At 57.1% G+C, this 15,120-nt stretch carries 11 protein-coding genes; 1 reads left to right on the forward strand and 10 read right to left on the reverse strand.

Annotation, left to right across the window (positions count from 1 at the left end):
• Positions 1-85 precede the first annotated feature (85 nt).
• Complete coding sequence (locus tag IOD40_RS08390; protein WP_233713902.1) at positions 86-1,060, forward strand: HrgA protein; 975 nt, start codon at positions 86-88, stop codon at positions 1,058-1,060.
• Positions 1,061-1,479: 419 nt separating this feature from the next.
• On the opposite strand, the gene IOD40_RS08395 is transcribed toward IOD40_RS08390, so the two are convergent.
• The 10 genes from IOD40_RS08395 to IOD40_RS08440 all read right to left on the reverse strand — a co-directional run bounded on the left by IOD40_RS08395 (position 1,480) and on the right by IOD40_RS08440 (position 15,115).
• Positions 1,480-2,061: a DUF2076 domain-containing protein gene (locus tag IOD40_RS08395; RefSeq protein WP_198476086.1), complete on the reverse strand. Its 582-nt coding sequence runs from the start codon at positions 2,059-2,061 to the stop codon at positions 1,480-1,482.
• 22 nt (positions 2,062-2,083) lie between these two features.
• Positions 2,084-2,803, reverse strand: a complete 720-nt coding sequence (locus IOD40_RS08400) for a Bax inhibitor-1/YccA family protein (RefSeq protein WP_198476087.1) — start codon at positions 2,801-2,803, stop codon at positions 2,084-2,086.
• 22 nt (positions 2,804-2,825) lie between these two features.
• On the reverse strand, positions 2,826-3,599 hold the full coding sequence (locus IOD40_RS08405; protein WP_198476088.1) for an anti-sigma factor family protein: 774 nt from the start codon (positions 3,597-3,599) through the stop codon (positions 2,826-2,828).
• The gene (locus IOD40_RS08410) at positions 3,589-4,119 is read right to left on the reverse strand and encodes a sigma-70 family RNA polymerase sigma factor (protein ID WP_198476089.1); all 531 of its coding nucleotides are present in this window, start codon (positions 4,117-4,119) and stop codon (positions 3,589-3,591) included. The genes IOD40_RS08405 and IOD40_RS08410 overlap by 11 nt, the downstream gene beginning before the upstream one ends.
• Before the next feature lie 97 nt (positions 4,120-4,216).
• Entirely contained in the window at positions 4,217-5,638 is a 1,422-nt protein-coding gene (locus IOD40_RS08415; RefSeq protein ID WP_198476090.1) for a mannose-1-phosphate guanylyltransferase/mannose-6-phosphate isomerase, read from the reverse strand.
• Positions 5,639-5,740: 102 nt separating this feature from the next.
• Positions 5,741-7,153: a phosphohexomutase domain-containing protein gene (locus tag IOD40_RS08420; RefSeq protein WP_325099689.1), complete on the reverse strand. Its 1,413-nt coding sequence runs from the start codon at positions 7,151-7,153 to the stop codon at positions 5,741-5,743.
• A 63-nt stretch (positions 7,154-7,216) separates the two neighbouring features.
• Positions 7,217-11,308, reverse strand: coding sequence for a rhamnan synthesis F family protein (locus IOD40_RS08425; protein WP_198476091.1), 4,092 nt, complete (start codon positions 11,306-11,308; stop codon positions 7,217-7,219).
• A 95-nt stretch (positions 11,309-11,403) separates the two neighbouring features.
• Positions 11,404-12,738, reverse strand: coding sequence for an ABC transporter ATP-binding protein (locus IOD40_RS08430; protein WP_210336832.1), 1,335 nt, complete (start codon positions 12,736-12,738; stop codon positions 11,404-11,406).
• Positions 12,728-13,594 (reverse strand): ABC transporter permease, encoded by an 867-nt coding sequence (locus IOD40_RS08435; RefSeq protein ID WP_198476092.1) that lies wholly within the window; start codon positions 13,592-13,594, stop codon positions 12,728-12,730. The genes IOD40_RS08430 and IOD40_RS08435 overlap by 11 nt, the downstream gene beginning before the upstream one ends.
• A gap of 219 nt (positions 13,595-13,813) precedes the next feature.
• A complete protein-coding gene (locus IOD40_RS08440) occupies positions 13,814-15,115 on the reverse strand; it encodes an HlyD family type I secretion periplasmic adaptor subunit (protein ID WP_198476093.1) in 1,302 nt (433 codons plus the stop codon).
• Between the last annotated feature and the right edge of the window lie 5 nt (positions 15,116-15,120).

The following is a 15,120-nucleotide window of genomic DNA, read 5'->3' on the forward strand; positions in this document are numbered from 1 at the left end:
TCATCTGACGCAGGAAGTCGGATCACCTCAAAAAACGGCCCCAATCCGGGCCGTTTTTTTTTACAGACAGAAGGTTTTGTAGCCCTTGGACGATGAAACGCGGCTACAAACGGTTCCTCATTCCTGCGAAGCTATCGAACTGGGGGATGTCATGGCTCTTAAACTTCGAAAGCGAGTTATTGAGGCGCTGTCATCGCGACCAGGCGAGAAGCTGAAGGCGCGCGAAATCGCAACATGGATATGTGAAAAATATCCAGAAGAAGCGGCTGCCAAACTGCATGCAAGCGCGTCCCTAAAGAATCAAACTGACCTCCTGAACCAATTGGTCGCGGAGATAGGATCCTGCCGCCCACAATGGCAGAAGATGCATCCGGAATTTCGGACGGCCGAAGGCATCAAGCCGCGACTATACTATTGGACCTCGAAGTCAGAAGAGGACGAGGTAGAAGAGGCCGAACTGGAAGGGGAAGCGTTACTTCCGGGTTCTGATGAACCCAAAATTCGGGAACACGATCTTTATCCGATGCTGATCGAATTCATGTTCGCCGAACAGGGTGTCCATGGATATCGGATCGACGAACGGAAGTCCTCGAACTCGCGTGGGCCAGGTGGGAATAAATGGCTCTTTCCCGATGTCGTGGGGATAGAGAACCTTACTGACGGGTTGGACCCGGAAGTCGTAGCTGCAATCAGAGAAAGTAGGGACAAGCGGCTCCGGCTGTGGTCATTCGAAGTCAAGATTTTAATCAACAGGTCCAACGCAAGAGAAACATACTTCCAGGCGGTATCGAACTCTTCTTGGGCAAATCTCGGATACCTCGTTGCCGCGGAGATAGAGGGTGCCGACACTCTGAAGGAGCTTCGGATCCGGTATGCGATGCACGGTATCGGCCTGATCAAACTGGATGCCGCCAACCCGGCCGAAAGCCAGATACTGATACCAGCCAGAGAGCGGCACGACCTCGAGTGGGCAAAGTGCAGTCGACTGTCCCGGGAGAACAGGGATTTATCCGCTTTCATGAAGCGTGTCCGGCAATTCTTCCAAACCGGAGACCTCTAACTGCTTGATTCCTAACCCGATGTCTCTGTGATGATCGACGGAGACACTCCATCTAGAGCCCTATGACACTCCAAGAATTCACCTTTTCCAAGACGCGGTTCTACACACGTCCAAAGACGGAGGGTGAGCTGGCAGATTGCCAAAATGGGACCCCGCGCCCTCGCGTTTCAGCGAAAGAAACGAACCAAAGAGCCATCGGACGCGGAAACTGAACGTCAGTGGTTCCGGCACAACGTGCTCAACAAGCCCCGGCCCGTCAGGATCGGCCCTAAGTCTGACGGGTTCCGGAGACCTCACAGATAGTATCCCCCTCAGCTCGCTGCACGCTTGCCACCGGCGAAACCCACCACCGCTATCTGAAGCAGTCTGACAAATTTACGCGGCCGTGCGTCGGCCGCGTAGGGAACTTGATATCTGGATCAGAAATCCATGTCGCCGAAGCCGCCGTCGTCAAAGCCGCCGTCATCGAAGCCGACATCGTCTGCGGTCATGTCCTCGGTGCCGGCCTCTTCAGCTCCAGCCTCTGCCGCCTGAGCTTCGCCGGTGCCGGAGCCCAGCATGCCGGCAATGGCGTTGCCGAGGAGGACGCCGCCTGCGACACCCATCGCTGTCTGGGCTGCACCAGCAAGGAAGCCGCCGCCACGCGCAGGCTGCGGCGGGATCGCAGCCCCCTGGCCAGCAGCGTCACGATTGATGCTTGGAACAGCGCCCGAGCGGCGAGGAGCCGGCGCACTGCTGCCGAAGAGGCTGCCAAACAGGCCACCCGATTGCTTCCGCTCAGCCGCTTGTGCCTCCAGTTCTTCCAGACGTGCCTGTGCCGCCTGCAGCGCCTGCTCCTGCATGACGATGGTTTGCGCCATGTAGTAGGGCGCGCCCGGCTGCGCGGAGATCTGGTCGCGAATGAAAGCTTCTGCGCCAGCGTCGCGCTGTGGCATCTGGCGCTCCACGGCAGCCAGTTTGCCGAAAAGCTGTTCAATTGCCTGTTGGTCGTTGCGGTCCATTATCAGTCCTCTAATGCTAATTCTATTCACGCTCGCCGGTGAAGTTGAGCAGAAGCTGGAAGATGTTGACGAAATTCAGATAGAGCGAGAGAGCGCCAGACACGGCCAGCTTCTGCTGTGACTCGGCGTCAAAATTCTCGGCGTACTGCTCCTTGATCGTCTGCGTGTCCCAAGCCGTCAGGCCGAGGAACACAAAGATGCCGATGACCGAGATCGCGAACTGCATCGCCGACGACTGCATGAACAGGTTGACCAGCGAAGCGATGATCACGCCGAACAAGCCCATGATCAGGAAAGATGAAAACTTCGTCAGGTCCGCCTTGGTCGTATAGCCGTAGAGGCTCATGGCGCCGAACATCGTTGCAGCGATAAAAAAGGTTCTGGCAATCGAGGTCCCGGTGAAAACCAGGAACACGGAAGCGAGCGAAAGCCCCATCACGGCGCAGAACGCCCAGAACATTCCCTGTGCGCCCGCAGCCGTCATGGAGTTGATGCGGAACGAGAAGAAGAAAACGAATGCCAGGGGAGCCAGCATCACCACCCATTTCAGGGGTGACGAGAAGATCGGCACATAAAGGGCCGGGGTCGACCCAACCACGAATGCGACCACACCCGTGAGCACCAGGCCAAGTGCCATGTAGTTATAGACGCGCAGCATGTGCTGGCGCAGGCCCTCATCAAAAAGCGCTTGAGATTGCTGTCGGGCAATCCCGGCGCCAAAGCTAAATTGCGGATTGTTCATTCTGAACTCCTCAGTGTGCAGATCAGTAAAGTGTGTCGGCCAGGCGCTCCGCAGCCTGATCAAGCGCCTTGGCATCGCCTGCTGCGACAACGGCATAAGCGACTTCGCCGATTTGGAAGAAAACCGCCGACGCATCTTCGCCCGGCGCTGCCGTCGGCTTTATGACATCGAACGTGCCGGGACGGACCGCGAACAGCGAGACGTGACCAAGATCTTCCGCCTCGGCAGAAAGCTCGACGCTCGGCCCGAATTGGGATGGAAACAGCTGAACATCCGTCACGCGCCAATCCTTCGGCAACGTTGGCATGATGATCGCTGTCATCGCACGAATTTCAACGGGATCGTACACGGTCGTCTCTGGCTGCGACGTCATTCCCGAACGGATGACCGCCGTACGGTGAGCCCGTCTTGCGTCCTCGACATAGGCCGGCGGCGGCGCGGACGCGACCGACTGGGTGACACCCAGCGGTCCGACAACCTCATTTGCGGCCCAGCCAATGCCGACCAGTATGGCAATCGATGCCGCCTGCTGAAGCCTGGCATAAAGGCGTCCCATGCCAAGGCCACGTTCCAGCTTCCGAGCAATCGCAGTGGTCGTCGGGTTGCCACTTGCGTTCGGAAGCGCCAGTGCAAGCCGAAGCTCGTCACGCGCGCGCAAATCCGCCATCACGCGTGCAGCTTCCTCCGGATGGCCGGCCAACCAGGCCGCTACATCCACGCGGAGCGCTGGTGAAAGCTGATCGTCGACATAAGCGTTCAGATCATGTTCGGTGACAGGGTCACGCTCAGGAAACATCGCGTCCTCCTACCAGCTTGAGTGAGGTTTGGTCGCGGCCCTGTTCGAACGACCGCAGGGCTTCACGCCCCCTCGAGATGCGCGACATCAGCGTTCCCACCGGAATGGCCAGCGTGTCCGCCGCTTCCTGATAAGAAAGGCCTTCAATTGTCACGAGATGGAGCGCAGTGCGTTGTTCTTCGGGCAACTTCATGAACGCGGCGCGGATTTGCGCCAGTCGCACGGAGTGATCCTGTGGCGCATCAAGCTGCTTGGGTGACATCTCGGCCAGCCCCTTGATGCGCAAGCTTTCAGACTTGCTGCGGCGGGTCTTGTCGACGAACACATTGTGCAAGATCGACAGCAGCCAAGGACGCACTTCTCGCCCGGCCTCGAACGACGATCGGTTCTCGCAAGCTCGCAGCAGCGCGTCTTGCACAAGATCTTCGGCGTCGCTGCTGTCGCGTGTCAGCGATCGCGCGTAGCGCCGCAGCGCGCCGAGCTGACCAACCACATCGAAACGGGCCTGAGTTCTCTTCATGCCACGTATACGTAGGAAGACGCGGACTTATTCCCGAGATCACGGAAAAATTTTTTCCAGGCGTACGACTTCAGCGCCGCACCAGCCTGCCACTAGATCACTTGCGCCCGAACTCATCTTCGATGCGGATAATGTCGTCCTCACCGAGATAAGATCCCGTCTGCACTTCGATCAGTTCAAGAACGATCTTGCCCGGATTTGCCAGTCGGTGGGTGCAGCCCAGCGGGAGATAGATGGACTCATTTTCGGAAAGGATTTGTACCTTTCCATCAACGGTCACCTCGCCGGTGCCCTGAACGACAACCCAATGCTCCGAGCGGTGATGATGCTTTTGCAACGAAAGCTTCTTGCCCGGCTTCACGAACAGCCGCTTCACCTGGAAGCGCTCCCCGGAAAGAACGGACGTATAGCCGCCCCAGGGGCGATATGCGGTCTTGTGTATTTCGGTCAGACCGCGCGTTGCCTCATCGGCCTTGAGGGTCTTGACGATCGAGCCCACTCCCTGAGCTGCGCTCAGCCGGCCGACATAGATCGCATCTGTGCTCGCAATGACGGCAATGTCGTCCACGCCATCGACAACCACGTGCGCACCATCACTGACGACCATCGAATTTCGCACGTTCGAGAACAGCGCATCGCCGACTGCAACATTGCCGTCCGCATCCGGCTGGTGAGCCTTCCACACTGCGTCCCAGGATCCAAGGTCGGACCAGGGAAAGCGGACGGGCAGGACGGCCGCCCGGTTGGTCTTCTCGAAAATCGCGTAGTCGACGGAGATGTTCGGTGCCGCTTCGAACGCCGCTTCATCCAGACGGACGAAATCAAGATCTCGAATTGCCTGCTCAATTGCGTCTCGTGCGGCGGCGAAGGTGTCGGGCGCCAGTCGTTCACATTCGTCAAGATAGGTGCGAGCCGACAACATGAACATGCCGGAATTCCAGACATTTCCACCCTGTTCGAGCAGGGTTTGCGCCCGCGACAGGTCCGGCTTTTCAATGAAGCGATCAATGACATTGACGCCCTCACCGATGGGTGCGCCTACGGCGATGTAGCCATAGCCGGTTTCGGGGCGAGTGGGCTCGATACCAAACGCGACAAGACGCGCGTCAGCCGCTGCCTGGGCGGCCGTCGCGACCGCCTGATAATACTCTTCACTCGCATCGATGGCATGATCCGAGGCAAGCACGTGCAGCACTGCCTCCTCATCATCCGCGACCGCGGCAAGAGCGGCGACCGCAATTGCCAGTGCCGTGTTCCGCGCCAGAGGCTCAAGCATGATCGCCTTTGGCGTGACGCCAATTTCCTGCGCTTGCTCGGCTACGATAAAGCGATAGTCAGCATTGGTGAGGATTATCGGCGCGCTATATTGCTTGTTCTGCGCCCGCTTCAATGTCTGCTGGAACAGCGACCCTTCGCCCACGAGGTCCAGAAATTGCTTCGGACGCGCCGATCGCGACATCGGCCAAAGACGCGTCCCCTGCCCTCCTGCCAGCACAACCGGAACAACGAGCTTGGTCATGAGAACCTCAATAGTGCGGCCGCGAGAACGCGGAAGAAACTTCAATGGTTTCCAGAAGGCCTAACGTGACAATCCGGTGTTAACAAGATCGCCAGAGAACTTTCACGCGGCCAAAGCGCGCTTGGCTGCGTTCAAGGCCCACTCCAGCGCTTGCTCTGCATCAGGCGCATTCACCGCCTCTACGTAGCAGCGAAGCTCCGGCGCATTTCCAGACGGGCGAATGTGTATCAGGAGATCCGTATGGAGCCAGAATTGCAGACCATCAATGTCAGCCGTGCGGACAATCTTGCCCCGATCAGCGAAATATTTGGCAGCATAAGATGGATCTCGGAGTTCTCCCAGCAGCCGGGCACTTGCTTCGAACGGAACATCGGCAAGCCGGCCGCTCAAAGCGGTCCGCAGCGGAAGTGAGTCGACGAGATCCGAGAGCCGCTTCTGCTTGCTTTGCGCCAGACCGAGAGTCGCGAGCAACGGCAGGCAGGCATCACGGGTCATCAACGGATCAATCTGAACCCCGTTCAGTTCGATCGCATTACCGAGCAGCGTCCCGCCATTCGCCTCAAAGCCGACCGTTGTGACAGCTCCGGCCGCAATCGCCTCAATCATGCCCTCGATTACATAGGGCGAGCCAACGCGGGTACGCACGGTTTGCGGGAAGTAGCCGGTCGCTTCGATCGCAGTGTTGGAGGTCACCGGTGTGACGACGGTGTCCGCACCGAGAAATTCGGCGGCGAGCAGACCTAGAACGTCGCCCCGAACAAACCGCCCTTTGTCATCCATCAGCAGCGGACGGTCACCGTCGCCATCTGCGGAAACAATGGCTGCCAGCCGATAGTCCTGAAGCCATTCGCCCATCGGCTGAAAGACCGCATCCGTGAACGCCTCCGTGTCCACAGCCACAAATCTATCTGCGCGCCCCAAGGCGACAGTTTCAGCTCCGCAGGCTCGCAACAGGTCGCCGAGAATATCGCGCGCCACCGTCGAGTGCTCGAAAACGCCGATCCGCAGGCCCGCCAATGCGCCGGGCCTCAACAGCATTTCATAGCGCGACAGATATCTTGCGCGCGCTTCGGCTTCCTCATCACGGATCGGTGCGTCGTAGTTACCGGCCTCAGACGGCTGTAGCTCACCCAGAATACCGGCCTCATCCTGTTTGGAGATCTCGCCCGACTTCAGATAAAATTTCAGGCCGTTCCGGTCTTCCGGGATATGGCTTCCCGTCACCATTATGCTGGGCGCGCCGGCCGCCATGGCGTGCAACGCAAGAGCAGGTGTCGGCACAGCGCCACAGTCCACCGCCTCTATGCCCAACGCGCTGGCGGCTGCGGCGCAATCACGAAGAATACCCGCACTGCTGTCGCGAAAATCGCGTGCGAGATACAATTCCGAAACCGTTTCACCGAGCGTTGCCAGATAGCTGAGAAAAGCCGACGTATACCGCCGCGCTTCCTCACCATTTAGCTCCTCCGCCAGCCCGCGAAGACCGCTCGTTCCAAATTTCAGACTGCTTTGCACGTGTGGGACCGTTTTCTCACACTAACGTGGCGGCAGACAATCCCCCGCCGCCCTTTGATCTTGTTACGCATCAGCCATCTCGCCAGATATGGCCGAAACCTTGGAAATTGCGGTTAATCTCACCGATTTCGTTGTAAGAAAGTCATCGAGATCCTGCGGATCATTAATTCTGACCACACCCGCACGGTTCTTCAGTAGATCTGTTCTTGCGACCTTCACCCAACCATGCCCGGAAATTTCGCAGATAATCGCGTACAGACGTTCTACGGCATGGGCCAAGGTACTGTCCTCCTGACCTCCCTCCGCTGGGAAATCCTCAAACGACAGGTTTAAGTCGAGGAGCGGGCGCAAAGCGGCCGAACGCGCCCAAAACATCGACCCTGAAGGGAAATCGAGCGGCTGGCCATCATTGAGCTGATACCCGAGGCGATCAGCCAACGCGCGGCACTGCGTGAAATTATTATCCCACGAGACCCACTGGCGAATGTACTCGAAGTGCTGTGGGAAAATCATTCCAACATCCGGTGAGCGGTCGAACACCTCAAGAATATTTTGCACCTGCTCGGAAGTCCCTAGAAGCGTCTCGTAAAGGTAACCGCGCCAAGGACCGAGCTTGCTGTTGTGCACCGACTTCTTCGAATGAAGATGCAGCACTAGTTCATATTTGTCATAGACATCGCGGAAACTGATCAGCTTCGGCGCGATGTCCCTTCCCCTGTTGGGCGCGATACGCACTGTGACAATGCCGCCACTGTACGCAGAGAAGACAGAGGTGATGCGGTCAGCCTTTGCTTCGCTATCGGTGGAGATAAAAATGTCAGTTCCGGCCGGCAAATTGTGCGAGTAGCGCAGAATCTCTTCCGCAACCTCATCGTAGAAGATGTGAAACACCGCGGCTATCGCACGGTGGCTTTCGTCCAGCTGCGATCGATAAGTGAAGGGCACCGCTAAGGCAGTGTCCATTGCAGTCGCCGAAACGACCTGAGAACGCGAGGCTCCTCCGGCTATAGTTCCAACATTGCTTCCTGCGCTCTGCACCCTCGCCGCCGCAGCGGTTTTATTCGCAAGATCTACGACAAGTTGGATCGTCGAGGAAAACGCTTCCGATGAGCATTCCTCGCTGATCCTTTCTACCGCATTGGAACGGAGGGTTTCCCACAAGGACGGTTCGGTATAGAGAGCGCGGCAATGACGCGCAAACTGAGCGGGCTCCGAGCTAGCCAAAATATCGCGACCCGATTCCCAACCCAATTGCTCGGCAATGAGTTTGGTAGCCACCATTGGCACACCAAGCGAGGCAACATGGTGGGCCTTGTGAGGGATGCCCGCAGCAAAGCGCGTTGGAACCACCACCAGACGTGTATTCTCGAAGAATGACTTCAGATTGTCGATCCGCCCCAGAAGATCGATCATGTTACCGTCAAGTTCCATCAACGACGGCGCGTTTTTTACCACGCCTACAACCTGCAAACGAAGATCCGGCATCTTCAGAAGATCGCGTAATGCCGGCAAAACTTCTGAAGCGAACCAGCGAATCGAATCCGCGTTTGGCGAATTGTCTCCATGAATAGCGCCAAGAAAGACAATATCCTTGCGCTTCTCAAACGATGCTACGGTCAGGTCCGGATGTACTTGATGGCCCAAAACGGCAACATTGCTCATGCCGTTTCGCTCCATGATCTTCCTTTCCGCGTCGGTTACCGAAAGAATGAGGTCGCTGCCCTTCGTCAGCGCCAGTTCGTCCTGAACAAGCTTTTCCTGGGCTTGTTTCGATAGCGGCGCGCCATGAAGCTCCTTTTTCAGGATTTCCCGATTGGCGAACAACGCTTCGGCATCATAGATCAGACTGGCTCGACCCCGGAGTTCTGGCTCCTTGGAAAGAACTACCTGAAGATCAGCCATGTTGTGCGGCCGAGATACGAAGATTGCATCATAATAGTTGCGACGGCTCCGAAGGAACTCAGCTAGGTCTTGCTCGCGGACTAAAGGCAGAACTACTTCGACGTTGATCGGCTGTGTTTTCCAGATCTCGCGCCAATTCTCTGCCTCTTTCAGCATAGGGAATATGGTCACCTGTGCTCCCGCGCTGCTAAGCGCGGCGACAATATCCTGCGCTCTTGGCAGTCCGGCGCCCAGCCACGGCTTCGGAACACGATCTTCCAGGAAAAGCACGCGCGGAGCGCTCGGCGCATGAAAGCGTGCCAGGACGACGTTCGACGGATCGGGTTGGTGTTGCAGGGCAAGCCAATCCGAATGTCGGGCGCGGAAGGTCTCCAGATTTCGTTGCTGAAGCTGCAACGCTTCTGAGACCTTGCTTGAACTTGCGAACTCGAAGTGGTGAATCGTCACTTTCGGGTTGTAGACAACCCTCAAATTTTCTTTCCACACGCGAACGCAGTAGTCCGTCTCTTCGTAATAAGCGGGTGCGTAAACCTCATCGAGACGGCCGAGACGCTCGAACAAGCTGCGTGGCGTCAGAAGGAATGCGCCAGAGCAATAGTCGACATCCCGCTGAAACATAACCTCGTCATCGTCCGGCTTTCGCCCTCGCCCATAGCCAAGGCAAGTTCCATCCGCCCAAATGATTGAGCCGGCTTCCTGCAAACGGCCGTCAGGCAGAATGATGCGCGCTCCTACCGCTCCAATTGACGGATCGTTATCGAGCGTTCTGACAGCACTTTCCAATGAGCCAGACGTAAGCTGAGCATCGTTGTTGAGAAGCAGAATATGACGGCCTTTCGCCCCTTGGCTCGCCGCGTTCACGCCTCGCAAGAAGTGCAGATTCTCAGGATTTCGGATGATTGTTGCACCATCCACGCGCTCAAGCAAAGCGTGCGTCTGATCCGAGGAACCGTTATCGAACAGGATCGTCTCGATCTTGACGTCGCTGTCCTCGAGGCACTCCTTGATGGCCGCGAGACATGCATAGGTCATCTCTGCCTGGTTATAGAGGATCAGAATGATCGTAACGTCCGGTGTCGTCGAGCTTGGGAGGCGCATCCGCGTTTCAGAATTCAGAAACGCGTCAAGACGGCTAGACATCATCGAACGTACTGCGTCGCGCAGCCCTACATCATGAAGTGCGGGCTCCCCTCCGGCCGCCCCAACCACACCACCACGTGCTCGCCGCGCAATTGCGTGCACATAGCGGCGCAGATAACGGCTGTAAGCCTTGCTTGCCAGACGCAACGGCCTCGTGAGACGCCACGAAGTAGAGTTGTGAAGATCATGAATTGTCTTTGATAACTCGGTGTTGTGCCTCTTGGTGTCCGAGAGAGTGGCCTCCACGCTACCCAGCGCACCATGGAGCGAGGTTATTGCCGTTTCGAGCTCGTCCTTGTCAGCATTCAATTGCTGTATATGTTCGCGTGCATCCTCAATAGCTCTGTGAGCCTCGCCAAGAGCGCCTTGCACTGCTTCGAGTTCGGTACTGAGTTCGAAGCGACGTCCACGCACAGCAAATGCCGTCCGAACCTGATCGCGCGGGCCTTTTTGCTTGCCAGCGTCGAAAAATGCCTGGACCGCTTCTGGCAGTTCTTGGCCAACACCCAGAACACCCAACCCATTCGAATGCTTGAACTCGAAGGACGGATAATCTTCGCAGATTTCATCCCAAAGCTTCCAGACACCAAAGCCCCTTTCATGGACATTGGTATCATGGAAAATCGCGATTCCCCGAGCGGACAGCCTATCCGCCCAAGTCTCAAAGTCGTGCCTCACGGCCTCATATGTGTGCATACCGTCGATATGTAGAACATCGACCGTTCCCGGTGAAAACTGAGAGAGAGCTTCATCGAAAGTGGAACGGATCAGAGTAGCGAACGGACCGAAGTTGCCACCGACATACTCCCGCAACTCCTCATAGATCTCATTGCCGTAATATCCGGCGTGCTCGTCACCTTGCCAAGTGTCTACGGCATAGGCGCGGGTGTCCAGCTTGTGCTGTTTAATTGAGTTGCAGAATGCGCTGAAGGAATTGCCGGTATGGGTGCCGAGTTCGACAAGCACCTTTGGCTGCGCAGCCTTCATGAGCCAGTGCGCGAACGGAATGTGGCCTGCCCAGGGACCGGGGACCATCAGGCGGGCGGGCTCCCAGTCAAGCTCCTCTCCGAGATTGATCTTCTCGAGCAGGAAGGATGATTTTGCATGCGCCATACGTAGAACTCCAAACCTTCGCGTGCCGCAAAGGTCTCCGTCAAAAAATAGTCTCAACCACGCTTGCTGCGGTCAACATAACCAATGGAGCGCCGTTACACAGCTTCCACTGACAATTCGATAGAAGACATGGGGACGCCCAGGAGCCCCTGAATTTCAATCTCGTTCACGACCTTGAAGATCAACGCATCATCGATCCAGTGGTGTTGGACGTGATCATGTTGCGTCCCTTCAGCAACTGCTGCCGTAACCGAATAATCGCCATTCGGCATGAATGGTAGACGGAAACGGAATGATGCGGTCAAGGCCGCCCCCTTGGGCGCGCGCGGCGAATTTTCCGCGTAGGTCGCGAAGGTGTTATTGCCGAACAAGTTCTGTCCCAAGCGGTCCTTCACATAAAACCCGATAATGGGGCTGACCAGATCCTTGTTCGCCACCAGATCCACCTGAAGCGTCACCTCGTCACCTGCGGTAAGCAAGGTCAGGGGCTCCCCGTTGCTATCCAGGAAAGCGACGTGCTGGATCGTAGCCCCGCCATGTCCGTAGGATGGTGCATCGGGATCGAACGAGAAAATCTTGACCTTGGGTGCCGAACCGGTTTCGCGCAAAAGCTCTTCGGTCTTGTCCTCAACGGGTTCCGATGTCTCAATTCGCCGCCGGCTTCCGCCGATGTGAAATGCGTTGGAATTGACCTTACCTTCCTCGATCGAGGCCTGGTAAGCGAGACACACATCTTTCGCCGCACCGGCCATGCGGACCGTGCCTGCATCCATCCAGACGGCGTGTTCACACAGATTTAGCACTGCTGCAGAATCGTGCGACACGAACAGCAACGTTCCATGTTCACGGAATTTCCGGACGAAACGCATGCACTTTTGCTGGAACGCGGCGTCGCCAACTGAAAGGATTTCGTCGACGATCAGGATATCGGGATCCACATGCGCCATCACCGCGAAAGCGAGGCGCGCATACATGCCGCTGGAATAAAGCCGGACAGGCTGATCGAGAAAGTCACCGATTTCGGCAAAGTCGATGATCTCCGGTTCCTTCTGTCGGATCTCGGCCTCCGAAAACCCCAGGACGGAGGCAGCGAGGCGCAGATTTTCTCGTCCGGTGAACTCCGGATTGAACCCTGCTCCAAGCTCAAGCAAGGCACCGATACGGCCCGCAACGCTGATCGTGCCGCTGGTCGGCGCCACAGTGCCACACAGGAGCTTGAGGAAGGTCGATTTCCCGGCGCCATTGTGGCCGATGAAAGCCACTGCCTGGCCCTTGCGGACTTCAAGATTCACATCCTGCAGGGCCCAGTAATGATCGTAATATTTCTTGCGACCGAAGCTGAGCATCTGCTTCAGCCGATCTTCAGGACGCTTGAAAATTGTATAGGCCTTCCCGAGGCCCTCTGCTTTGATCACGACTTCAGATGACATCTGCAAACCCCTTGCGGGTCTTCATGAACCAGATGAACCCCATCCAGGCGATGACGGCGCTGCCCGCCAGTCCGATCAGGTACAGGGCTGGATCCGGCAGCCGCCCGTAAAAGACCAGCTCCCGCATCGTCTCGATGATCGCTGCCAGCGGATTGAGCATAATGTATGGGCGGATTGTCTCCGGCAAAATGGAGATTGGATAGAAAAGAGGACTCAAGAACATCAACGCCGGAATGATGATCGCTATCAATTGCCGCAAGTCGCGCAGATATACGCCGAGCGCCGAGAAAAACCATGCCAAGCCTAACGAGAACAGGCTCAGCGGCACCAACGGAATCCAGAAAAGTACGACGGTTAATGGTGGCAATCCCCGTTGTACGACAAAGAGGATCATCAGGACGACTGCCCCAACAGCAAAGTTAAACAGCGCGACCAACAGACTGACGACTGGCAGGATTTCAATCGGGAACACCATGTTCTTGATGTAGCTGGTGTTCTCCAGCATCAATGACGGCGCCCTGCTTACGACTTCCGCAAACACATTGAAGATCAGAAGCCCGGTAAAGAGAAAGAGCGCATACTCCCAAGGTGAGCCGCTCGATTCCTGCCCCCATCTGGCCTGGAAGACGACGCCGAAGGCGAAAGTGTAGACGCCCAGCATCAGCAGGGGCTGCAGGACCACCCACAAAAACCCGAGGCGCGAACCCTTGAACCTGCTCTCCAGCTCGCGACCGGCCATGCGCAGAATGACACGTCGATGGGTCCAGATGGTCGACAACATCGCGTGGGGTGTCACCCCTGCCCAGCCGCCTTCCGCATTCGCCTGGCGCAGAACTCGTGGCGTCTTACTTTCCATTATCCGTCCTTGATTTTGCCGATGCGTGCACCCTTAGAGCGGCAAGGTGTGATCTTATTATGGACGAGGTAAGTGCAGGTCAATCGAAGGTCCAGCCCTGCGCAGCCGGTGATCATGCTGCATCGCACACTTTTTCTAACGCGCCGCAAACGAATGCCCCGGCAAAGGTGCCGGGGCTTGAGTGATAGAAATTCGGCCGTGCCTCATCCAGTCAGCTTATCATTCCTCGCGCATGCTGCGTCGCATGGCATCAGTCAGCGGAGAGACGAGGTAGTCGATTACCGTCCGCTCTCCCGTTGAAATCATCACTTCCGCCGGCATGCCGGCACTCAAACGCTCCTCGATATCGTCTGGGACCATTCCCTTGCTCACGTTGATGCGCGCAAGGAAATAAGGCGGGGTACGCCCATCGGGCGGCGTGATGCTCGCGCGCGAAACAGTCGCCACTTCTCCAATAACGATAGGCATGAACCGGCCCGGGAACGCGGAGAATTTCACCTCAGCCTTGAGGCCTTCACGAACACTGTCGATGTCGATTGGTGCGACTTGGGCATTGATGACCATCTGATCATCAGCCGGCACCACCTGCATCATGATCTCTCCAGGACGAATCACGCCGCCGGTGGTGTGAAACCGTATGTTCTGAACATAGCCGTCCACCGGCGCGACGATACGCGTGCGCTCGAGGACGTTGGCCGCAACCTTGCGCTGTTCGATCAGCTCTTGCAGCTGACCGCTGATCTCCTTGTACTCGGTGCTGGCACGCTCCTTGTACTGCTGCTGGGCCTGCAGAATCTGGAATTCCGTCTCGCCAATCGACTTTTCAACCTTGGCGATTTCCGTATCCATGCGGGCAACGTTTTGCTGCACCTCGACAAACTCTTCCTCATAGGTCGAGAAAAGGTTTGTCTGCACGGCACCCCTTTTTACGGCCGGACGCAGACGCTCGAGCCGCTCGGAGAGGATGTCCGCACGCCTGGCAAATGCCACCTTTTGCCCCTCCAGCCCCTCCATCTCACGCTCAAGCTGTTCGATACGGCTGGTCAGGATGCTTATCTGCGAGGACAGGATCGACTTGCGGTCGTTGAATATCTCCCGCTGGTCGGCAACCGCGAGCTGGACCTCTGGCGAAGGGTCTTGCAGCAGATAGTCTGAGAGATGGAAATCGTCATCCATCCGCCGCTCGGCCTGCAGCCGCGCTGCAGTCGCTTCAGCGATATACTGACGGATCGTCAGAACCTGCAAATTGGCCTGGGCCTGTACGTCATTCAGACGGACGAGAACTTCCCCCGCCTTGACCTCCTGCCCTTCCTGAACGTTGATCTCATCGATGATCCCGCCTTCGAGATGCTGGATCTCCTTGCGGTTCGTCGCAACATCGATCAGGCCGGGCGCGATGACGGCACGATCCAGCTTCGCGGTGGCCGCCCACACACCGACAACGCCGAATGTCAGCGCGATCACCGAGTATCCCGCAATTATGAACGGCTTCGGATTCGTCCGATTCTTCTTCTGCTTCACGTCAG

Source organism: Aquamicrobium zhengzhouense, assembly GCF_016124105.1.
GTDB lineage: Bacteria > Pseudomonadota > Alphaproteobacteria > Rhizobiales > Rhizobiaceae > Aerobium > Aerobium zhengzhouense.

Bases quoted from the DNA above. Each gene is read 5' to 3' on its own strand.
- IOD40_RS08395 (WP_198476086.1), bottom strand. From the start codon at position 2,061: ATGGACCGCAACGACCAACAGGCAATTGAACAGCTTTTCGGCAAACTG.
- IOD40_RS08400 (WP_198476087.1), bottom strand. From the start codon at position 2,803: ATGAACAATCCGCAATTTAGCTTTGGCGCCGGGATTGCCCGACAGCAA.
- IOD40_RS08405 (WP_198476088.1), bottom strand. From the start codon at position 3,599: ATGTTTCCTGAGCGTGACCCTGTCACCGAACATGATCTGAACGCTTAT.
- IOD40_RS08410 (WP_198476089.1), bottom strand. From the start codon at position 4,119: ATGAAGAGAACTCAGGCCCGTTTCGATGTGGTTGGTCAGCTCGGCGCG.
- IOD40_RS08415 (WP_198476090.1), bottom strand. From the start codon at position 5,638: ATGACCAAGCTCGTTGTTCCGGTTGTGCTGGCAGGAGGGCAGGGGACG.
- IOD40_RS08425 (WP_198476091.1), bottom strand. From the start codon at position 11,308: ATGGCGCATGCAAAATCATCCTTCCTGCTCGAGAAGATCAATCTCGGA.
- IOD40_RS08430 (WP_210336832.1), bottom strand. From the start codon at position 12,738: ATGTCATCTGAAGTCGTGATCAAAGCAGAGGGCCTCGGGAAGGCCTAT.
- IOD40_RS08435 (WP_198476092.1), bottom strand. From the start codon at position 13,594: ATGGAAAGTAAGACGCCACGAGTTCTGCGCCAGGCGAATGCGGAAGGC.